A 21,599-nucleotide genomic window follows, 5' to 3' on the forward strand; every position below is an offset into this window, starting at 1 on the left:
GTTCATATATTAAAAAATAGGATCTTGTTTAATTTGTTGATAATGATGAGGAATTAATGAGCAGTCAAATAAATTATGAAGGCGTAGAGCAGATGCCGATTAAGCGTTTTACCGAGGACGCTTATTTGAATTATTCAATGTATGTGATTATGGATAGGGCGTTGCCGTTTATTGGTGATGGTCTAAAACCTGTGCAACGCCGTATTATTTATGCAATGTCAGAGCTTGGCTTGAATGCAACGGCAAAATATAAAAAATCTGCACGCACAGTGGGTGATGTGTTGGGGAAATTCCACCCACACGGCGACAGTGCGTGTTATGAAGCGATGGTGTTGATGGCTCAACCTTTCTCTTATCGCTATCCATTGATTGATGGGCAAGGAAACTGGGGAGCGCCCGATGATCCGAAGTCTTTTGCAGCAATGCGTTACACAGAATCAAAGTTGTCGAAAATTGCAGAAATGCTGTTGGGCGAATTGGGGCAAGGTACTGTTGATTACCAACCTAATTTTGATGGCTCGTTAGAAGAACCCAAATATTTACCTGCTCGTTTACCTCATATTTTACTCAACGGAACAACAGGGATTGCTGTTGGTATGGCAACGGATATTCCACCTCATAATATCAATGAGTTAGCTAATGCTTGTGTAAAATTATTGGACGAACCGACCGCTTGCTTGGCTGATTTATTAACCATCATTCAAGCGCCTGATTATCCTACTGAAGCTGAAATTATTACCCCAAAATCAGAGATCGCTAAAATTTATCAGCAAGGACGGGGTTCAATCAAAATGCGGGCAATTTGGCAGAAAGAGGAAGGGGATATTGTCATTACGGCGTTGCCACATCAGGCTTCTCCCTCCAAGATTATTGAGCAAATAGCTAGCCAAATGCGAAATAAAAAGCTACCAATGGTGGAGGATATTCGTGATGAATCTGACCATGAAAATCCAATTCGAATTGTGCTTGTGCCTCGTTCTAATCGAATTGATGTCGAAGCGTTAATGGATCATCTTTTTGCTACAACGGATCTAGAGAAAAGTTATCGTATCAATATGAATATGATTGGGCTAGATGGTAAGCCTGCGGTAAAAAACCTCCAAGCTATTCTAACGGAATGGCTTCAATTTCGCCGAAACACTGTAACGAAACGTTTAAATTATCGCCTAGATAAGATTTTAAGTCGGCTACACATTCTTGATGGTTTAATGACGGCGTTTTTAAACCTTGATGAGGTAATTGAAATTATTCGCAATGAAGATGAACCTAAAGGGGTCTTAATGGCTCGTTTTCATTTGAGTGATGTGCAAGCAGAAGCGATTTTAAACCTACGTTTGCGTCATTTAGCAAAATTGCAAGAACACGAACTGCAAGCAGAGCAGCAAAAATTAGCGGAAGAACGTTTGATATTAGAGGGAATATTAGGCTCAGAACAGCGTTTAAGCCAATTAATTAAACGAGAAATTCAAGCCGATGCCAAAGCGTTTGCCAGCCCTCGTCGTTCGCCGCTTGTAGAAAGAGCAGAAGCGAAAGCCATTTCAGACAATGAACTCACGCCAGCAGAAGCTATTACCGTGATTTTGTCTGAAAAAGGTTGGGTACGTTGTGCCAAAGGACACGAGATTGATGTGCAGGGCTTAAGTTATAAAGCAGGCGATCGTTATCTTGCTCACGCTTATGGCAGGAGTAATCAGCCTGTTGTATTTATTGATAGCACAGGGCGTAGTTATGCGTTAGACGCACAATCATTGCCTTCTGCACGTTCGCAAGGGGAGCCTATTACAGGTAAACTTACCTTGCCAGAGGGAGCAACTGTTGAGAGCGTACTGATTGCTGATGAGCAAGTGCCAGTATTGATGGCATCAAACTCTGGCTATGGTTTTATTTGTCAATTTGGCGATCTTGTTTCTCGTAATAAGGCAGGGAAAGCGGTTATTTCTTTGCCTGATAATGCAAAAATATTATCACCGCAGTTATTTGAGCAATCCACTGAAAATTTATTGGTCGCAATGAGTAATGTGGGGAGAATGCTGGTTTTCCCAGTTGCGGATTTACCTGTATTATCAAAAGGGAAAGGCAACAAGATTATCAATATCAGCAAAAATAGCGAAGAATTTTTAGCCAGATTATTGGTGATTCGCCCAACCAGTTCGTTAATTTTCCTATCAGGTAAACGAAAAATTACGCTGAAACCGAGCGATATTGAACATTATCGTGGTGAGAGAGCCAGAAAAGGCTCGCCACTCGTGCGAGGTTTAAATGTGAATACAGAAATTGAAATTGTGGATTAAAAATTTTAAGACTGTAGGGAAATGAATTCAATTAGAGGTGAATCTATATATTCACCTCTAAGGCATAAAATTATAATACTTTCACAATTGCATCGCACAAAGCGTTAATATTCGCTTCCGTAATCCCTGCTACATTGATTCGACCAGAACGAACTGCATAAATAGCAAATTCATCACGCAGACGATCAACTTGCTCTGGCGTTAAGCCACTAAAGGAGAACATACCATTTTGCTCAATGATGAAATCAAAATTTTGCGTCGCTCCTTTTTGTTTCAATAATTCAACAAATTTTGCTCTCATTTGTTTAATTCGGTTACGCATTTCAGCCAGTTCAGCAATCCAGTTTGCTTTTAATTCGTTATCAGCCAATACCGTTGCGACTGCACTTGCTCCGTGTGATGATGGATTAGAGTAGAGGACTCGGATAATGGATTTGACTTGGCTAAAGGCATTATTGGCAACATTTTCATTTTCTGCCACTAGTGTAAATGCTCCCACTCGTTCGTTATACAGCCCAAAATTTTTCGAGAATGAGCTGGCAACGAGTAGTTCTGTGTGGTTTTTAGCAAAAGTGCGTAACCCAAAAGCATCTTCTTCTAAACCATTAGCAAAACCTTGATAAGCAAAGTCGAAAAGTGGTAGCCAGCCTTTTTCTGCGGACATTTTCGCTAAAGTTTCCCATTGTTCTGGCGTTGGATCTATCCCTGTCGGATTATGGCAGCAACCGTGAAGCAACACAACATCGCCTTTTTCTGCGTGAGCTAAATCAGCGATTAAGTTATTCCAATCTAACGATTTAGTTTCTTTATTATAGTAACGATATTCTTTAATCGTAATACCTACAGCATTAAAAATCGCATTATGGTTAGGCCACGTTGGGGTTGAAATCCAGACATTTTGAGCAGTTGTGTGGCGTTTGATGAATTCAGCCGCTATGCGTAACGCTCCTGTTCCCCCTAAACTTTGGGCGGTTTTAGCACGCTTTTGTGTAATCACCTGTGCATTCTCACCAAAAAGCAGTGCTTGTGTATGTATGTTAAATTCAGAAATACCATCAATCGTTAAATAGTTTTTAGTATTTTCTTTTGCCAGTAAGCGTTTTTCGGCTTCTTTTACTGCTTGTACAATAGGGGTTTGTCCATTCGCATCTTTATAAACGCCAATCCCTAAATTGATTTTTTCAGGACGGAGTTCGGCTTTGAAGGCTTCGCCCAATCCTAGAATAGGATCGGCTGGGGCGGCTTGGATATGATTAAATAATGACATAGATTCCTCTAACGTATTGAAGTGAATAGTAGCGAATTTATACGACTTATTCGCATATTTCGCAAGGGAAAGCGGTTTTTTTTATAAAAAATTTTGCAATGATTCCCCTTCTTGTTAGAGTTGCGAGATTTTTTCTTTCATTGCGTACCAAAATTAACGATTTTATGCTTTAATAAGAAAAATTTTTCCATATAAAAATAGGGTAAAAAATGAGTTGGATTGAAAAAATTCTTGGTAGAACCTCATCGTCTTCAGTGAATAAATCAAAAATTCCAGAAGGAATTTGGACAAAATGTACAGGCTGTGAGCAGGTTTTATACAGTGAAGAAGTGAAACGTAATTTACACGTTTGCCCAAAATGTAATCATCATATGCGTATTGACGCTCGTGAGCGTTTATTAAGCTTGCTGGATAAAGATGGCGTAGAAGAATTAGCTTCCGAATTAGAGCCGCAAGATGTGCTGAAATTTAGGGATCTGAAAAAGTATAAAGATCGTCTAACGGCTGCTCAAAAGCAAACGGGCGAAAAGGATTCATTTATTGTAATGTATGGCAAATTGTATGATATGCCGATTGTCGTAGCGTCATTTAATTTTGATTTTATGGGCGGATCGATGGGATCGGTTGTTGGTGCAAAATTTGTGCGTGCTGCGGAGCGAGCATTGAGCGAAAACATTCCTTTTGTCTGTTTTTCGGCCTCTGGTGGTGCGAGAATGCAAGAGGCATTATTTTCCTTAATGCAGATGGCAAAAACGAGTGCAATTTTGGCAAAAATGCGAGAAAAAGGTGTGCCGTTTATTTCAGTTTTAACTGATCCAACACTTGGTGGTGTATCCGCAAGCCTCGCAATGCTAGGCGATATCAATATTGCAGAACCGAAAGCGTTAATCGGTTTTGCAGGTCCTCGAGTGATTGAGCAGACGGTGCGTGAAAAATTACCTGAAGGTTTTCAGCGTAGTGAATTTTTATTAGAAAAAGGGGCGATTGATATGATCGTGCATCGTAAAGATATGCGGGAGACACTTGCTCGACTATTAGCAAAAATAACTCACTTTGCAACACCGTTTAATGTAGCAACTGCTGTTGAAAAGCAAGAAAGAGTAAAGGAAAAAGCAGAATAATGTCTATTATTTCTACCCCTAAAGCCACGGATTCACTGGAAGCGTGGCTTTCCTATTTGGAGCAGTCGCATAGCAAACCTATTGATATGGGACTTGAACGTATTCGTTGTGTTGCTCAAAAAATGGAACTGCTTAAATCTGCACCGTATGTTATCACAGTCGCTGGCACAAATGGCAAAGGTTCAACTTGTAAGTTTATTGAAGCAGCGTTATTAGCGTCTGGTATCCGAGTGGGTGTGTACTCTTCTCCCCATTTGATTCATTATAATGAGAGAGTACGCATTCAAGGCAAAAATGTCAGTGATTCAGCATTAGTTAATGTGTTTGCAGATATTGAGGCAAATAAATCACATTCTTTAACTTATTTTGAAGTGGGAACACTCGCAGCACTTGCATTGTTTAAGCAACAAAAAGTCGATGTTGCAATTCTTGAGGTTGGGCTAGGCGGACGTTTAGATGCAACCAACATTGTAGACACCGATTTTGCGGTGATCACATCAATTGATATTGATCACGTTGAGTTTTTAGGCGATAACCGAGAGCAAATTGGGCGAGAAAAAGCAGGGATTTTTCGCCAAAATTGCCCTGTAGTGATTGGTGAGCCAGATTGCCCACAAAGCATAATAGACTACGCTAAGCATCTTAATTGTCAATTATTCCAACATGGCGAACATTGGAATTATTCTGAACAATCTGACCGATTGTTGTGGCAATCTGAAGGTAAATCGTATGAAATGCCGTTGCCTAATATTCCTACGCCAAATGCCGCAACGGCATTAGCAGTATTGGATAAATTGCCTTTTTCAATAAATGAAAATAGCATTCGACAAGCGTTTGTTGAAGTAAAAATGACGGGACGTTTTCAGAAACTCTCGGTAGCCGATTTTGCAAAATTTTCAGGAAATCTACCGCTAGCACAGGTGATTATTGATGTGGGGCATAACCCACATGCAGCTCGTTATTTAGCATCTCAACTAGAAAAATATAGTTCGCCAAATAGACGTATGTATGCGTTATTTAGTGCATTAGTGGATAAAGATTTATCAGGGATTGTTCGCCCACTCGAAGCACTTATTACAGAATGGCATTGTATTGGTTTAGAAGGCTATCGAGGGCAATCAGGGCAAGCTGTGCTAGATAAATTACATTATGTGCTCCCCAATGCGACTGCAGTGGCATATTCTACCATTGAATCAGCGGTTGATACATTATTCCAGCAAGCACAAGAACAAGATATGATCATGGTATTTGGCTCATTCTATACGGTGGCAAATTTCTTACAATTTATTCAACAATAAAATATGCGATTTCAATTTTGGAGCGAATCGAATTTTCCCATATTTTATTGTATTTGTTATTAATTACTAGGGAGATCATTTAAAGCATTCGGATTTTTAGTAATAAACATTGCGTCCCCATAGCTAAAGAAACGGTATTTTTTTTCTACTGCGTGTTGGTATGCTTGCATACAGTGATTGTAGCCTGCAAATGCAGAAACAAGCATAATTAACGTTGATTCAGGAAGGTGAAAATTCGTAATTAAAACATCAACGACACGGAATATTTTACTTGGATAGAGAAAAATGGTTGTATCTGCATTAAAAGGCACGATTAATTCACCTATTTCTTCTGCTTTTTGTGCAGCACTTTCGATTGTTCGAACAGAGGTTGTTCCCACACAAATAACACGCTTTCCTTGTGCTTTGGTTGCTAAAATTTTATCTACAACCTCTTGACTGACTTCGGCATATTCAGCGTGCATTTTATGTTCCTCAAGTGTGGTTACTCTCACAGGCTGGAAAGTACCCGCTCCAACGTGTAGCGTTACAAACGCTGTTTCAATACCTTTATTTTTTAATTTTTTTAGTGTTGCTTCGTCAAAATGTAATCCTGCAGTTGGGGCGGCTACTGCTCCTAAAATTTGGCTATAGACTGTTTGATAACGCTCTTGGTCAGCTTTTTCATCTGGGCGATCGATGTAGGGTGGAAGCGGTATATGTCCAGCTTGCTGCAGGAGTTCAAAAAGTGGAGTTTCGCTGCAAAAATGAAGCTCAAATAGACTGTCGTGTCGTGCGACCATTTTAACTTCTAAACCATTTCCATCACCTAATTTATCTTCACCAAGTATGAGAATTGCTTCTTCTTTAGGAGCTTTTGAGGCTCTAATGTGAGCAAGACAACGGTGATTATCTAGCACTCTTTCAATCAATACTTCTAATTTGCCTCCGCTCAATTTACGTCCGTATAGTCGAGCAGGGATAACACGAGTATTATTAAAAATAAGTAAATCACCTGTATTGAGGTGGGAAAGTAGATCGGTAAATTGTTGATCTTGATAATTGCCTGTTTCCCCATTTAAATAAAGTAAACGGCTTGCGGTACGTTCTTCGGTTGGGTAGCGTGCAATTAAATCATCAGGAAGGTCAAAATGGAAATCGGAGACTTGCAAAAAATATCCTTTAATACTATTAACTTATCAAAACGCAAAGCATAGCATATAAAGTGAAAAAGGCTGCAATTTTTTGCTGGAATTGTACCGCTTGCAGCCTAAAAAATGCTTATTGTACTAGTTTTTGCAATACCCAATCTAGCCCAGAGTGGTAATCTTCGGTTAAATATGCACGAAGTTGCTGTAATGATTGTTGTAATCTTGAGGGATCTGAATGACATAAATTAATGTGTCCTAATTTTCTTCCTTCTCGTACTTCTTTGCCATACCAGTGCAATTGAGTAAATGGCACATTTAGCCAAGTTTTATTTAGAGGAATGCCAATTAAATTTACCATTACGCTAAGACCTTGAGTTTCAAGCGGTGGGGTAGGTAAGTCTAATAACGCTCTGAGATGCAGTTCAAATTGACTAGTTGCACACCCTAGTTGTGTCCAATGTCCACTATTATGAACCCGAGGGGCAAGTTCATTAATCAATAGTTGATCGCCTACGATAAAACACTCCATTGCCATTACGCCAATGTAATCAAGTTTTTGCAAGATTGCATTTAACATTTTTTCTGCTTGCTGTTGAAAAATAGCTTGCTTTGGCAACTGGTTATTCATCACACTGTAACGTAAAATGCCACCTTGTTGTAGGTTGTGCGTAATTGGGTAGAAACGAGTTTGCCCATCACGAAATCTTGCTCCCACAATGGAAATTTCGCCATCAAATGGAATAAATTTTTCAGCAATAATTTCACTGAATAATACTGCTGGAATTTGCTCTATATTTTCTGGTGTAACTATCCATTGACCACGTCCATCGTAGCCTCCAGTTCGTTTTTTGACAACTATTTTTTCACCGAGCTGCTGGAATATTTTCTGCCATTGTTCTGGTGATTCCATGAGTTGCCAAGGTGAAGTTTTAAGTTCAAGTTGATCGAGTAATTGCTTTTGGGTAAAGCGATCGGCTAAACGCCCAAAAATATTTAAATTAACAAAATTTTTATGCTGACTTAATTGCCTCGTCAGTGGTGTTTTTTCCCAACGTTCTATTTCTGCGGTAATTAAACCGTTTTGTGCAAGCTCAAATGTTGGATCATTAAACCCTAGCGGCTTAACTTCAATATCAAGAGGGGCACCTGCATAGCGTAGCATTCTGCCTAGCTGACCGTTACCTAACACATAAATTGGGGGATAAATGGCACTTTTTTGCATAATCGCTTTCGTCCTTGATTATAGTCGGGGATCAGGATTTTCTAACACAGTATCGGTTTGATCTTGGCGGAACTGATGTAATTGCTGTGCTAACTTGGGATTGAACATTGCCAAAATTTGTGAAGCTAATAAAGCAGCATTTGCTGCACCTGCAGGACCAATCGCTAAGGTGCCAACAGGAATGCCCTTTGGCATTTGCACGATAGAATATAAGCTATCCACGCCGCTTAGCATTGAGCTTTTTACTGGTACGCCAAGTACAGGCACAATTGTTTTAGCGGCAAGCATTCCAGGTAAATGTGCTGCTCCGCCAGCACCAGCAATAATCACTTTATAACCTGCCTTTTCAGCATTTTCGGCGAATTCAAATAATTTATCTGGCGTACGATGTGCAGAAACAATTTCGATATGATAGGAAAGTTGGAATAAATCAAGTATTTTTGCAGCTTCAGACATCGTTGCCCAATCACTTTGAGAACCCATCACAATAGCAATCTCAGCACGCTGAGTGGCTTGTTTTTTAAGCAGTTGTGTAGATATAGGTTGAGACATAAAAACCCCCTAGATTATCCATAATTCTTCAGGTTGTGTAGAATATCACAATAAGCAAACGGTTGCGTTAATTTTTATTTTTAATATTCATTTGTTTAATCCTGTATTGATTTATTACTTGCGAAAATAGACAAAATTATCTGATTTTGTTATTGTGTGTCAAAATTTATCTACAAATTTTAAACAAAAAATATAAAGTCTGTTTTTTTGTTTAAAATCAGATAGATAACGATAGAATTGTAAATAAAACTAACATTATTATTTAACGTGCTGATATAAGCGGTCTGAATTTTAGTTATTTTTGCAATGTATTGTCGTGCAATATTTAATCAAACAACAAGGTTTGTTAGGACTTTGTTATTCTGTTCACTCATCAAAAAAGGAAAAAAACTATGTCAGAGATGTTACGTTCGGACGTAGATCCAATCGAAACACAAGATTGGTTACAATCACTTGATTCATTAATTCGTGAAGAAGGCGTGGAAAGAGCACAGTTTATTATTGAACAAGTTATTGGGCAAGCTCGCAGTGGCGGTGTATCCCTGCCAACAGGCATAACAACCGAATATGTTAATACCATTCCTGTTTCACAACAACCTGCCTACCCAGGTGATCATAAAATTGAGCGTCGTATTCGTTCGGCTGTTCGTTGGAATGCAATTGCAATGGTATTGCGTAGTCAGAAAAAAGATTTGGATTTAGGCGGACATATTTCAACCTTCCAATCCGCTGCAACAATGTATGAAGTGGGCTATAACCATTTTTTTAAAGCGGCAACAGATAAAAATGGCGGTGATTTAGTCTTTTCGCAAGGACACGCTGCACCAGGGATTTATGCTCGTGCTTTCTTAGAAGGACGTTTAACCGAAGATCAGTTAGATAACTTCCGCCAAGAAGCCTTCACTGACGGATTATCTTCTTACCCACACCCTAAATTAATGCCAGAATTTTGGCAATTTTCTACCGTTTCAATGGGATTAGGTCCAGTTAATGCGATTTATCAAGCTCGCTTTTTAAAATACCTTGAGCATCGTGGATTAAAAGATACATCCGATCAAAAAGTGTATGCTTTCCTTGGCGATGGCGAAATGGACGAAATTGAGTCTAAAGGGGCATTAACTTTTGCAGCTCGTGAAAAATTAAATAACCTTATTTTTGTTATCAGTTGTAATTTACAACGTTTAGATGGACCCGTTAATGGTAACGGTAAGATCGTACAAGAATTTGAAGGTTTGTTTACTGGTTCTGGCTGGGAAGTGATCAAAGTGTTGTGGGGCAGCGAATGGGATAAACTCTTTGCAAAAGACACGACAGGTAAACTTTCTCAATTGATGATGGAAGTACTTGATGGCGATTACCTCACCTTTAAATCAAAAGATGGGGCTTATATTCGTGAACATTTCTTCGGGCGTTATCCAGAAACGGCAGCATTAGTTGCAGATATGACTGATGAAGAAATTTGGGCGTTACGCCGTGGTGCTCACGATTCTGAGAAAATGTATGCGGCATTTGCTAAAGCACAAAAATCAGATAAACCTGTTGTTATCTTAGCTCATCAAGTAAAAGGCTATAAAATCCCTGAAGCAGAAAGTAAAAATACCGCTCACCAGTCGAAAAAAATGTCGCTTGAGAGCTTAAAAGGTTTCCGTGATTATTTTGAATTGCCATTGACTGATGAACAAGTTGAAAACCTTGAATACATTAAATTCGAAGAAGGCTCAGAAGAGTATAATTACATTCATAATCACCGTAAAGCGTTGAATGGTTATGTGCCTGCACGCCGTCCAAAATTTGATGTGGCGTTCCCTGTACCAGAGTTATCAGAATTCCAAGCGTTGCTTGATGAGCAACCTCGTGGTATTTCAACCACAATGGCATTCAGCCGTGTGCTTAATACCTTATTAAAAGATAAAAATATTGGCAAAAATATTGTCCCTATTATTGCAGATGAAGCTCGTACTTTTGGTATGGAGGGGTTATTCCGTCAAATTGGTATCTATAACCCTCACGGTCAAAATTATGTTCCGTCAGATCGTGAGCTAGTGGCTTACTATCGTGAGGCGAAAGATGGTCAAGTTTTACAAGAAGGGATTAACGAATTAGGTGCAACAGCTTCTTGGGTTGCGGCTGCAACATCATATTCTGTCAGTAATGTGCCAATGATTCCATTCTTCATTTACTACTCAATGTTCGGTTTCCAACGTGTGGGTGATATGATGTGGTTAGCAGGCGACCAACTTGCTCGTGGCTTTATGATTGGTGGTACATCTGGGCGTACAACTTTAAATGGCGAAGGTTTACAACACGAAGATGGACATAGCCATATCCAAGCAGGTGTTATTCCAAATTGCGTTACTTACGATCCAGCTTTTGCGTTTGAAGTAGCGGTCATTGTACAAGATGGTATCCGCCGTATGTATGGTGAAAACCAAGAAGATGTTTACTACTATATCACGACCTTAAATGAAATTTATGATCAACCTGCAATGCCTGCTGGTGCAGAAGAGGGGATTCGTAAAGGTTTATATAAATTTGAAACTGTTGAAGGTAAAGGAAAAGGTCAAGTTCAGTTACTTGGTTCTGGTTCAATTTTACGCCACGTTCGTGAAGCGGCTCAAATTTTAGCAAGTGATTATGGTGTAACCGCTGATGTGTTTTCTGCACCATCATTCAATGAATTGGGTCGTGAAGGGGCTGATGTAGCTCGTTGGAATTTATTACACCCAACAGAAACGGCGAAAGTACCTTACGTTTCACAAGTGTTAGCAGATAAACCAACTGTTGCGGCAACAGACTATATGAAACTTTATGCAGAGCAAATTCGTGCCTATGTACCAACTAAGCACTATCACGTTTTAGGAACAGATGGTTTCGGTCGTTCAGATAGCCGTGCTAACTTGCGTGAGCATTTTGAAGTTGATGCACGTTATATCGTGGTGGCTGCACTTTCACAACTTGCTAAAGAAGGTACAGTAGAAGCTACAGTTGTTGCAGAAGCGATTGCGAAATTTGGGTTGAACGTAGATCGTATCAATCCGCTATATGCATAATAAATGTTAAAAAATTGTATAGACGCCCTGTGTGCCTATTACGATTACACAAAAAGAGCGGTCAGATTTGTAAAAATTTTTGCAAAATTGACCGCTAGTTAAAAAAGGATTACAAAATGTCAAAACAAATTCAAATCCCAGATATCGGTGGTGATGAAGTTACGGTAACCGAAGTGATGGTGAATGTGGGCGATACGGTGGCGATTGACCAATCAGTTATCAGCGTTGAAGGCGACAAGGCGTCTATGGAAGTGCCAGCCCCTGAAGCAGGCGTAGTTAAAGAAGTATTAGTAAAAGTGGGTGATAAAGTTTCAACAGGTACACCAATGCTCGTGTTAGAAGCCGCTGGTGCTGCGGAAGCTGCTCCACAAGAAGCTGCAGCACAGCCTACTGAACAAACTGCCACAGTGGCAACTGCAAGCTCAGTGGTTGAAGTGCATGTGCCAGATATCGGTGGCGATGAAGTAAATGTTACCGAAATTATGGTAAAAGTGGGCGATAAAGTTGAGGTTGAACAATCTATCATCAGTGTTGAAGGCGATAAAGCCTCAATGGAAGTACCTGCACCGATTGACGGCGTGGTGAAAGAAATTTTGATTAGCTTAGGTGATAAAGTTTCGACTGGCTCTCTTATTATGAAATTTGAAGTAGTTGGGGCTTCTGCTTCAGCTGATACTGCTCAAGTAGCTACGCCAGCAGCACAAGCTTCACAGGCAGAAGCTGCTCCAGCACCAACAAGCTCAGCAGACAACGCTAATCAATCAGGATTGAGCCAAGAGCAAGTGACTGCGACAGCAGGCTATGCTCATGCCACCCCAGTCATTCGCCGTTTGGCTCGTGAATTTGGTATTAACTTAGATAAAGTGAAAGGGTCGGGGCGTAAAGGACGTATTGTCAAAGAAGATGTTCAAGCCTATGTGAAAAATGCAGTTCAAGTCTTTGAAAAACAAAGCGGAAATGTACAAGCAGGTAGTGGTGTGGCAAATGGTGCTGGTTTAGGCTTGTTACCTTGGCCAAAAGTGGATTTCAGCAAATTTGGTGAAATTGAAGAGGTTGAATTAAGCCGTATCAATAAGATTTCAGGGGCGAATTTACACCGTAACTGGGTAATGATTCCACACGTTACGCATTTTGACCGTACAGACATTACCGAGCTTGAGGCGTTCCGTAAAGAACAAAACGTGCTTGCTGAAAAGCAAAAACTTGATGTAAAAATTACCCCTGTTGTATTTATTATGAAAGCGGCTGCGAAAGCATTAGAGGCTTTCCCTCGCTTTAATAGTTCTATCTCTGAAGATGGTCAAAAATTAACGCTTAAAAAATACATTAATATTGGTGTTGCAGTGGATACACCAAACGGTCTTGTTGTACCTGTATTTAAAAATGTTGATAAAAAAGGCATCATTGAATTGTCTCGTGAGCTAATGGAAGTGTCTAAGAAAGCACGTGATGGCAAGTTATCGGGTTCAGATATGCAAGGCGGTTGCTTTACAATTTCTAGCCTCGGCGGTATTGGAACAACACATTTCACCCCGATTGTGAATGCACCAGAAGTCGCCATTTTAGGCGTATCAAAATCAGAAATGATGCCAGTTTGGAATGGCAAAGAATTCCAACCACGCTTAATGCTGCCTGTTTCCTTGTCTTTTGATCATCGTGTTATTGATGGTGCAGACGGTGCGAGATTTTTAAGCTATCTCAACGGTGTATTAGCAGATATTCGTCGTTTAGTGATGTAATTAGTTAAGCGGTTGAATTTGCAGAATTTTTTGCAAACTTGACCACTTGTTGTACCGTAGGGACACACTGTGTGTCCAAGGACGCAAGCATTGCGTCTCTACAAAAAGGATAAAATATGAGCAAAGAAATTAAAACACAAGTTGTGGTACTTGGTGCAGGTCCTGCTGGTTATTCTGCAGCATTTCGTTGTGCAGATTTAGGGTTGGAAACGGTGATTGTTGAGCGTTACTCAACTTTGGGTGGCGTTTGTTTAAATGTAGGGTGTATTCCATCAAAAGCATTACTTCACGTTGCGAAGGTTATTGAAGAAGCAAAACACGCCGATAAGAATGGTGTATTTTTTAGTGAGCCAACGATTGATTTAGATAAAGTACGTGCGGGTAAAGAAGCTGTTGTATCAAAATTAACAGGTGGTCTAGCGGGTATGGCGAAAGCGCGTAAGGTAACTGTTGTTGAAGGATTAGCGGCATTTACTGATCCTAATACATTAGTGGCTCGTGATCGTGATGGTAATCCAACGACAATTAAATTTGATAATGCGATTATTGCTGCGGGTTCTCGTCCAATTCAATTGCCTTTCATTCCACACGAAGATCCACGCATTTGGGATTCAACAGATGCACTCAAATTGAAAGAAATACCTAAGAAACTCCTCGTTATGGGCGGTGGTATCATTGGTTTGGAAATGGGAACCGTGTATAACGCATTAGGTTCAGAAGTAGAAGTGGTTGAAATGTTTGACCAAGTGATCCCTGCTGCAGATAAAGATGTTGTTGCGATTTATACTAAGCAAGTTGAGAAAAAATTCAAATTAATGCTGGAAACAAAAGTCACAGCTGTTGAAGCGAAAGATGACGGTATTTATGTTTCGATGGAAGGCAAAGCCTGCAATGACACTAAACGTTATGATGCCGTTTTAGTGGCAATCGGTCGTGTGCCAAATGGTAAACTCATTGATGCAGGCAAAGCTGGTGTAAATGTTGATGAACGTGGCTTTATTGCAGTGGATAAACAAATGCGTACCAATGTACCACATATTTTTGCGATTGGTGATATTGTTGGACAGCCGATGTTAGCTCATAAAGGTGTACACGAAGGACACGTTGCTGCTGAAGTGATCGCAGGACAAAAACACTACTTTGATCCAAAAGTGATTCCATCAATTGCTTATACAGAACCTGAAGTGGCGTGGGTAGGTAAAACTGAGAAAGAGTGTAAACAGCTTGGTTTAAACTATGAAGTGGCGAAATTCCCTTGGGCAGCATCAGGTCGTGCAATTGCATCAGAATGTTCGGAAGGTATGACGAAACTTATCTTCGATAAAGATACGCATCGTGTTTTAGGCGGGGCTATCGTGGGTAGCAACGGTGGTGAGTTATTAGGCGAAATTGGTTTGGCAATCGAAATGGGCTGTGATGCGGAAGATATTGCACTGACCATTCACGCACACCCAACATTGCACGAGTCTGTAGGTTTAGCCGCTGAGATATTTGAAGGTTCGATCACAGATTTACCAAATCCAAAAGCGAAAAAACGTTAATTTTTAAAGATATTACCGATATCAAAGGGCTACAGAGAAATTTGTAGCCCTTAATTTTTTTTAGCTTGTACAATGTATACATTGTTATATGTTCTTGACAGAGCATATAAATAATATTGATTAACAATTTGGAGTTTTTATGCGAACAAAAATATTAGCAATTAGTTTTACTGCATTATTATTAGCAAGTTGTACACATCGTGTTGGCGGTTATACCATAATGAGTTCAAAAAATATCAATGTAAATAGCGGGAAATTACAAGTTACTACTGAGAGGGTGAAAGGAATACACTCTGCACAACTTGCTCGTTTTGATGAAGCAACGGATAGGGCGATTCAAAACAATAAATGTGCCGTGGCATTATCAGATGTTGCAACCTATGTAAAACAGAATTTTTTCACTGTCTCTGCAATCGTTGAAGGTAATATTGTAATTGACCAGAACTTACCTGGTTGTGCTAAATAAATATGATGTATATCGGTGAGATTTGCAAAATTTTTGTAAATACTCACCGCTTTTTTTAGATTTTCACTAATAGTGCAACAGCCTCACAAGCAATCCCTTCGCCTCTGCCAGTAAATCCTAATTTTTCAGTGGTTGTCGCTTTGACATTAACTTGGTTTATATTGCAGTCAAGATCTTCTGCAATGGCTTGACGCATTTGATCGATATAAGGTCGCATTTTTGGAGCTTGTGCCATAATCGTTACATCAACATTCCCTACTTTATAACCAGTTTTTTGAACCTGACGATAGGCTTCAATTAATAATTCACGGCTATTTGCTCCTTTGTATTGCATATCCGTATCGGGAAACAGTTTGCCAATATCACCTAATGCAACAGCACCAAGTAAAGCGTCAGTTAAGGCGTGAAGTGCCACATCGCCATCAGAATGAGCAAGGAAACCTTTTTCATAAGGGATTGTAATGCCACCAATTCGTAATGGTCCTTGTTCACTAAAGGCGTGAACATCAAATCCGTGTCCAATTCTAATCATCGTTGTTCTCCTGATGGGTAAGATAAAATTCAGCTAAAGCAAGATCTTCTGGGCGTGTTATTTTTAAATTATCGCTGCGTCCTAACACTAATTGAGGCGAATAGCCTGCAAGCTCCATTGCAGATGCTTCATCAGTGATCGCGATACCTTGATTAAGTGCAGATTCAATAGCTTGCTTAAGCGTTAAAACGGGGAAAAATTGTGGTGTTAAAGCGTGCCAAAGTGTAGAGCGGTCTTCGGTATGTGCAATATGTTTGCCATCGCAGCTGCGTTTAAGCGTATCAATTGCAGGGGTGGCGAGGATTGCCCCTTGATTGATTTCATTATCATCAAATTGGATTTGCAAAAGTTTATCTAAATCTGACCGCTTAAGGCAAGGGCGAGCGGCATCGTGAACTAACGCCCAAGCATTTTCATCGGCGTGTATGAGTGCGTTTAACACCGAGTGAGAACGTGTTTCTCCCCCAAATACAATCTGTATTTTAGGGTGTTTCAAGCACGACAATGTTGCAAAATAGGAATCCGTTTCAGAGACGGCAACAATGATTTGTATAATATTAGGGTGAGAGAGAAATGGACTTAATGAATGCTCCAAAACCGTTTTTCCGTCTAATTGTAAATATTGTTTGGGAATATTTGCTTGCATTCGACTGCCAACGCCTGATGCTGGAATAATAGCGATGATCTTAGGTTGAATGTTATTCATTATATTCACCTCTCATATTTTTCTAATGGCGTGGGACAATACGATAGAAAGTTTCATCACTTTTCACCATTTCTCTCTCAAGTCTCGCTCGTTCTTCTAAAGCATTAACGCCCGTTTTCAAATCATAAATTTCTGCCATAATTAATTGGTTTCGAGAGTGTAATTTTGCATTATGTACTTCCAATTCCACTACATTTTCTCTAACTACTTCGTAATCTAGCCAACCGTTTTTCCCTAGCCAAAAACTATATTGAAAATAACATAATAAAGTAAACAAAATAGCGGTTAATATACGCATTTCTATTATCCTAAAAATAAATAGTTATCGTTTTATCATAAATGATTAATTTTAATTCGTTCTAAAACATCTAAAATGTAGAATACATTCTATCAAAGCTGCATTTGTATTGGCGATTTTTTTTGAAATTTTCAAAAGTGTGAAGTAGATCAAATTATTTTTTTATAAAAATGTTTATAATCTCGCCACATTTATTTAGCTATTGAGGTCTGTATGTTTAATCAAATTGTTACCCAACTTGAACATCTTGGTATAACCAATATGAAAGCTATTGTCTATAATCCAAGCTATTCGCAACTTTTTGAAGAAGAAACGCAGTCTGAATTAGCGGGATTTGAGAAAGGTTATCTTACGACTTCAGGTGCAGTTGCGGTGGATACAGGGATTTTTACAGGACGTTCACCTAAAGATAAATATATTGTATTGGATAAAACCACACAAGATACGGTGTGGTGGACTTCTGAACAGATTAAAAATGATAATAAACCCATGACACAATCAACGTGGCAAGCTCTAAAAAATCTCGTTACTCAGCAGCTATCAAACAAGCGGATATTTGTGGTTGATGCGTTTTGTGGAGCGAATAGAGATAGTCGTGTAGCAGTACGCATCATTACGGAAGTCGCTTGGCAGGCACACTTTGTCAAAAATATGTTTATTCGTCCAACAGAAGAGGAGTTAGTTGATTTCCAGCCTGAATTTGTAGTGATGAATGGTTCAAAAGTGACCAATCCGAATTGGAAAGAGCAAGGCTTAAATTCTGAAAATTTTGTTGCGTTTAATCTCACTGAAAACATTCAACTGATTGGTGGAACGTGGTACGGCGGTGAAATGAAAAAAGGGCTATTTTCACTGATGAATTATTGGCTGCCACTCAAGGGGATTGCTTCAATGCATTGTTCTGCGAATGTTGGCGAAGCGGGTGATGTTGCTATTTTCTTTGGTTTATCAGGCACAGGAAAAACAACGCTTTCAACCGATCCGAAGCGTAAGCTTATCGGTGATGACGAACATGGCTGGGACGATAATGGTGTGTTTAATTACGAAGGTGGCTGTTATGCAAAAACGATTAATCTTTCCGAGGAAAATGAACCTGACATTTATCGAGCTATTCGCCGAGATGCCTTGTTGGAAAATGTGGTAGTTAAAGAGAATGGCGAGGTAGATTTTGCTGATGGTTCTAAAACTGAAAATACTCGTGTTTCCTATCCTATCTATCATATTGATAACATTGTTGAACCCATTTCCAAAGCAGGCCACGCTAAAAAGGTAATTTTCCTGACCGCAGATGCATTTGGCGTGTTGCCGCCTGTATCAAAACTTACGGCAGAACAAACCAAATACTACTTTCTATCAGGTTTTACTGCTAAATTGGCTGGAACGGAAAGAGGAATTACCGAACCGACTCCAACATTTTCAGCTTGTTTTGGTGCGGCATTCCTGTCTCTCCACCCAACAAAATACGCAGAAGTATTATTAAAACGTATGGAAGCAGTTGGTGCAGAGGCTTATTTGGTCAATACGGGCTGGAATGGCACGAATAAACGGATTTCACTAAAAAATACTCGAGCGATTATTGATGCGATATTAGATGGTACTATTGAGAATGCTCAAACAACGCAATTGCCGATTTTTAATTTAGCTATTCCAGCAAGCCTGCCAAATGTAGATAGCGCAATTTTAGATCCTCGTCATACTTATGAAAACGAAGCTGATTGGTATAAAAAGGCTGAAGATCTAGCACTCCGTTTTACTCAAAATTTTGCAAAATATATATCAACGAAAGAGGGAGAGAAATTGGTGGCTGCAGGACCTCAAATTTTATAGGTACATTAATCATTTGATAGCACAGTGGGTAAGGACATAGGCTGTCCTTACTCACATAAAAAACGACCAAATTCTATTTTTGCGATCTCGATCGCAAAATCAGATTTAACTTTTCCGATTTATTCATAAATCCAGCATACTTGGCTTGAGATAGCTAGGGAGCTGAAAGAAGTATGGATCGCTTGGTCATTGGGTTTGTTGTGTTAATGCTACCAATTACGGTATTACCCCAATCCTTTTTTCCTTTGATTATCAACATATTCGCACTAGCTTGTATCGTGGCATTGTGGTTTAGAACATCGCTTGTCATATTATTCGCATTACTTTTGATAAATTATAGCTATATTGACAGTGTTGCGAAAAAATCAATAACAGAGGCTGATTTTGCCGACACACAAACGATTCAAATTGTACAAATTTTAAAGCAACAAGACTACCAAACAGCAATAGGTGAAACACATACTGGAAAGCGGTTATATCTGCATTGGCAGAGTGAAATTCCCTTAATCCTTTCTGCTTATTACCAAATTAAACTCGTACCAAGACCCATTTCTGCAAGACTAAATAAAGGCAATTTTGATCGCCAACGCTGGTATGTTGCACAACATATTGACGCCATTGCAACCGTAAAAAAAGCACAATTAATTGAAAATAAAGCATTATCTTTTCGAGCAAGCTGGTTATACCGCATAAAAAAACAACTGACTGATCTATCCAGTGAAGGAATACTATTAGCATTAACACTTGGTGAAAGAGCGTGGCTAAAAGCCTCGGATTGGGCAATTTTCCAACATACGACCACTGCACATTTAATCGCTATTTCTGGGTTACATATTGGGCTGGCAATGGGATTTGGCTTTTGGCTTGCAAAGGTTATGCAATGGCTTATATTAAAATATGGAAGAAATTTTAATTTTATTGGACTCGGCTTTTCCTTTCTTTTTCCTCGCATTATAGGGCTGATTTTTGCGCTAAGTTATAGTTCCCTCGCAGGCTTTTCTATTCCAACACTGCGAGCATTATTAGCAATCGTCTTTGTTTTTCTTTGTCAGTTAAAACGCAGATGTTATACGCCTTGGCAGTATTGGTGGCGAGTTATCGCTTTGTTATTATTATGTGATCCATTGACACTACTGTCTGATAGCTTTTGGTTATCCATTTTAGCTGTAGGCAGTCTAATTATTTGGTATCGCTATTTTCCTCTTAAACAATTTCCGTGGTGTGAAAATTGCAAAAAATTTCATTTATTCAACCGCTTGTTATTGTCATTAGCTCATTTACAACTTGGGATATGGCTGGTTTTTTCGCCTGTGCAGCTCTTCTTTTTTGAAGGGACATCTCCTTTCGCTTTTTTAGCCAATATGCTTATTGTGCCGATGTATAGTTTTTTGCTCGTACCGCTTATTTTTATAAGTTTAATGACAGACAATATTCTTCAGACTTGGCAGCTAGCAGACTGGCTAGTGCAAATAAGTATGTACTTGATTGAGCCATTAAGTCATTATTGGTTTAATTTAAGCACAGAATCACAATGGCAGCTGTTAAGTATAAATTTATTATTTTTGGTGATTTTATGGGCAATTATTCAACGCACTTCAAAATTCATTATGAGTATCTTATTTATTTTGCTTATCCTATTTAATCGTAGCTATGCTTTTTTTGAATGGCTATTTCCTTTCCCTTTAGTACAGTGGGTGCATTTTGATGTCGGGCAAGGATTAGCTATGGGGTTGATTTATAAAGAAAAGGGGGAGAAAAAAGCGATTTTATACGATACAGGGGCGAAATGGGCTGGCGGTTCAATGGCTCAATTAGAGATTATTCCTTATTTAATCAGACAGGGGATTGATGTTGAAGCACTGTTTGTGAGCCACGATGATAACGATCATTCAGGCGGGGTAAAACCATTATTAAAGCGTTACCCTAAAGCAAAATTAGTGGTTTCTGGACAAAATAATTATGGACATCATAAAGTTGAGCATTGTCAGCTTGGCACATATTGGCAATTTGGTGATTACATCAATATCAAAGCGGTCTATCCTCACTCAATTATTGCAAATAAAAAAGCGAGAGCAAGAAATGAAGATTCTTGTGTATTACAGGTTGAAATCAAAGTGGGTGAGTATGATAAAAAAATCAAAGAATATCGGCTATTATTGACGGGAGATAGTGGAGTAGAGCAAGAGCGTATTTTTTCTCCCCTAGTCGGAAAAATTAATTTTTTGCAAGTGGGACATCACGGTAGTAAAACGAGTACCAGTCATACATTACTAGCAACAACACAGCCTGAATGGGCAATTATTTCGTCGGGGAGATGGAATCCGTGGAAGTTGCCTCATCAAAGTATTTTAGCCAATTTACAACAGCATAAAATCTCTGTTTTAAATACCGCAGAAACAGGTATGATCACGGTTAGTTTTTATGAGAGCCATTATGAAATACAATCTACTAGAACAGTATTCAGTCCGTGGTATCAACAGCTTTTTCATTAATGCTGATTTTTCTAATCTAGAATTTAGTGATAATATGTCTCAAGACTATTGTACTAGTGTATTAATG

The 21,599-nt window shown here is 39.2% G+C and carries 16 protein-coding genes; 9 read left to right on the top strand and 7 right to left on the bottom strand.

Going from position 1 to position 21,599, the window contains the following annotated elements:
- Window positions 1-56 precede the first annotated feature (56 nt).
- Entirely contained in the window at window positions 57-2,291 is a 2,235-nt protein-coding gene (parC, locus tag EV693_RS05595; protein WP_132501389.1) for a DNA topoisomerase IV subunit A, read from the top strand.
- Window positions 2,292-2,361: 70 nt separating this feature from the next.
- Here the strand turns inward: parC and EV693_RS05600 are convergent, their stop codons facing one another.
- Complete coding sequence (locus tag EV693_RS05600; protein ID WP_132501390.1) at window positions 2,362-3,558, bottom strand: amino acid aminotransferase; 1,197 nt, start codon at window positions 3,556-3,558, stop codon at window positions 2,362-2,364.
- 209 nt (window positions 3,559-3,767) lie between these two features.
- On the opposite strand from EV693_RS05600, the gene accD reads away from it, so the two are divergent.
- Entirely contained in the window at window positions 3,768-4,679 is a 912-nt protein-coding gene (accD, locus tag EV693_RS05605; protein WP_132501391.1) for an acetyl-CoA carboxylase, carboxyltransferase subunit beta, read from the top strand.
- Window positions 4,679-5,977 carry a bifunctional tetrahydrofolate synthase/dihydrofolate synthase gene (gene folC, locus EV693_RS05610; protein WP_132501392.1) on the top strand — a complete coding sequence of 433 codons (1,299 nt, stop codon included), beginning with the start codon at window positions 4,679-4,681 and terminating at the stop codon, window positions 5,975-5,977. The genes accD and folC overlap by 1 nt, the downstream gene beginning before the upstream one ends.
- 59 nt (window positions 5,978-6,036) lie before the next feature.
- Here folC and queA read toward each other — a convergent pair whose 3' ends face one another.
- The 3 genes from queA to purE all read right to left on the bottom strand — a co-directional run bounded on the left by queA (window position 6,037) and on the right by purE (window position 8,881).
- On the bottom strand, window positions 6,037-7,128 hold the full coding sequence (queA, locus tag EV693_RS05615) for a tRNA preQ1(34) S-adenosylmethionine ribosyltransferase-isomerase QueA (protein ID WP_132501393.1): 1,092 nt from the start codon (window positions 7,126-7,128) through the stop codon (window positions 6,037-6,039).
- 109 nt (window positions 7,129-7,237) lie between these two features.
- Window positions 7,238-8,329: a 5-(carboxyamino)imidazole ribonucleotide synthase gene (purK, locus tag EV693_RS05620; protein ID WP_132501394.1), complete on the bottom strand. Its 1,092-nt coding sequence runs from the start codon at window positions 8,327-8,329 to the stop codon at window positions 7,238-7,240.
- Between the two features lie 18 nt (window positions 8,330-8,347).
- Entirely contained in the window at window positions 8,348-8,881 is a 534-nt protein-coding gene (gene purE / locus EV693_RS05625) for a 5-(carboxyamino)imidazole ribonucleotide mutase (protein WP_132501395.1), read from the bottom strand.
- A 392-nt stretch (window positions 8,882-9,273) separates the two neighbouring features.
- Here purE and aceE point away from each other — a divergent pair, with 392 nt between their 5' ends.
- The 4 genes from aceE to EV693_RS05645 all read left to right on the top strand — a co-directional run bounded on the left by aceE (window position 9,274) and on the right by EV693_RS05645 (window position 15,677).
- Window positions 9,274-11,931, top strand: a complete 2,658-nt coding sequence (gene aceE, locus EV693_RS05630) for a pyruvate dehydrogenase (acetyl-transferring), homodimeric type (protein ID WP_132501396.1) — start codon at window positions 9,274-9,276, stop codon at window positions 11,929-11,931.
- A gap of 116 nt (window positions 11,932-12,047) precedes the next feature.
- A complete protein-coding gene (gene aceF / locus EV693_RS05635) occupies window positions 12,048-13,670 on the top strand; it encodes a pyruvate dehydrogenase complex dihydrolipoyllysine-residue acetyltransferase (protein WP_132501397.1) in 1,623 nt (540 codons plus the stop codon).
- 116 nt (window positions 13,671-13,786) lie between these two features.
- A complete protein-coding gene (gene lpdA, locus EV693_RS05640) occupies window positions 13,787-15,211 on the top strand; it encodes a dihydrolipoyl dehydrogenase (RefSeq protein ID WP_132501398.1) in 1,425 nt (474 codons plus the stop codon).
- 139 nt (window positions 15,212-15,350) lie between these two features.
- Entirely contained in the window at window positions 15,351-15,677 is a 327-nt protein-coding gene (locus EV693_RS05645) for a hypothetical protein (RefSeq protein ID WP_132501399.1), read from the top strand.
- Window positions 15,678-15,732: 55 nt separating this feature from the next.
- Here the strand turns inward: EV693_RS05645 and ispF are convergent, their stop codons facing one another.
- The 3 genes from ispF to ftsB are packed head-to-tail and all read right to left on the bottom strand — an operon-like array spanning window position 15,733 to window position 17,213.
- Window positions 15,733-16,209 carry a 2-C-methyl-D-erythritol 2,4-cyclodiphosphate synthase gene (ispF, locus tag EV693_RS05650; protein WP_132501400.1) on the bottom strand — a complete coding sequence of 159 codons (477 nt, stop codon included), beginning with the start codon at window positions 16,207-16,209 and terminating at the stop codon, window positions 15,733-15,735.
- Window positions 16,202-16,906 carry a 2-C-methyl-D-erythritol 4-phosphate cytidylyltransferase gene (gene ispD / locus EV693_RS05655; protein WP_132501456.1) on the bottom strand — a complete coding sequence of 235 codons (705 nt, stop codon included), beginning with the start codon at window positions 16,904-16,906 and terminating at the stop codon, window positions 16,202-16,204. The genes ispF and ispD overlap by 8 nt, the downstream gene beginning before the upstream one ends.
- 31 nt (window positions 16,907-16,937) lie before the next feature.
- Entirely contained in the window at window positions 16,938-17,213 is a 276-nt protein-coding gene (gene ftsB / locus EV693_RS05660) for a cell division protein FtsB (protein ID WP_132501401.1), read from the bottom strand.
- A 213-nt stretch (window positions 17,214-17,426) separates the two neighbouring features.
- On the opposite strand from ftsB, the gene pckA reads away from it, so the two are divergent.
- Window positions 17,427-19,040: a phosphoenolpyruvate carboxykinase (ATP) gene (gene pckA / locus EV693_RS05665; RefSeq protein ID WP_132501402.1), complete on the top strand. Its 1,614-nt coding sequence runs from the start codon at window positions 17,427-17,429 to the stop codon at window positions 19,038-19,040.
- 173 nt (window positions 19,041-19,213) lie between these two features.
- Complete coding sequence (locus tag EV693_RS05670; protein ID WP_132501403.1) at window positions 19,214-21,532, top strand: DNA internalization-related competence protein ComEC/Rec2; 2,319 nt, start codon at window positions 19,214-19,216, stop codon at window positions 21,530-21,532.
- Window positions 21,533-21,599: the final 67 nt, after the last annotated feature.

Source organism: Nicoletella semolina (genome assembly GCF_004345745.1).
In the GTDB taxonomy this organism is placed as follows: Bacteria; Pseudomonadota; Gammaproteobacteria; order Enterobacterales; family Pasteurellaceae; genus Nicoletella; species Nicoletella semolina.

Coding starts and splice junctions, on each gene's coding strand:
- parC (WP_132501389.1), top strand. CDS start 57: ATGAGCAGTCAAATAAATTATGAAGGCGTAGAGCAGATGCCGATTAAG.
- EV693_RS05600 (WP_132501390.1), bottom strand. CDS start 3,558: ATGTCATTATTTAATCATATCCAAGCCGCCCCAGCCGATCCTATTCTA.
- accD (WP_132501391.1), top strand. CDS start 3,768: ATGAGTTGGATTGAAAAAATTCTTGGTAGAACCTCATCGTCTTCAGTG.
- folC (WP_132501392.1), top strand. CDS start 4,679: ATGTCTATTATTTCTACCCCTAAAGCCACGGATTCACTGGAAGCGTGG.
- purK (WP_132501394.1), bottom strand. CDS start 8,329: ATGCAAAAAAGTGCCATTTATCCCCCAATTTATGTGTTAGGTAACGGT.
- purE (WP_132501395.1), bottom strand. CDS start 8,881: ATGTCTCAACCTATATCTACACAACTGCTTAAAAAACAAGCCACTCAG.
- aceE (WP_132501396.1), top strand. CDS start 9,274: ATGTCAGAGATGTTACGTTCGGACGTAGATCCAATCGAAACACAAGAT.
- aceF (WP_132501397.1), top strand. CDS start 12,048: ATGTCAAAACAAATTCAAATCCCAGATATCGGTGGTGATGAAGTTACG.
- lpdA (WP_132501398.1), top strand. CDS start 13,787: ATGAGCAAAGAAATTAAAACACAAGTTGTGGTACTTGGTGCAGGTCCT.
- EV693_RS05645 (WP_132501399.1), top strand. CDS start 15,351: ATGCGAACAAAAATATTAGCAATTAGTTTTACTGCATTATTATTAGCA.
- ispF (WP_132501400.1), bottom strand. CDS start 16,209: ATGATTAGAATTGGACACGGATTTGATGTTCACGCCTTTAGTGAACAA.
- ftsB (WP_132501401.1), bottom strand. CDS start 17,213: ATGCGTATATTAACCGCTATTTTGTTTACTTTATTATGTTATTTTCAA.
- pckA (WP_132501402.1), top strand. CDS start 17,427: ATGTTTAATCAAATTGTTACCCAACTTGAACATCTTGGTATAACCAAT.
- EV693_RS05670 (WP_132501403.1), top strand. CDS start 19,214: ATGGATCGCTTGGTCATTGGGTTTGTTGTGTTAATGCTACCAATTACG.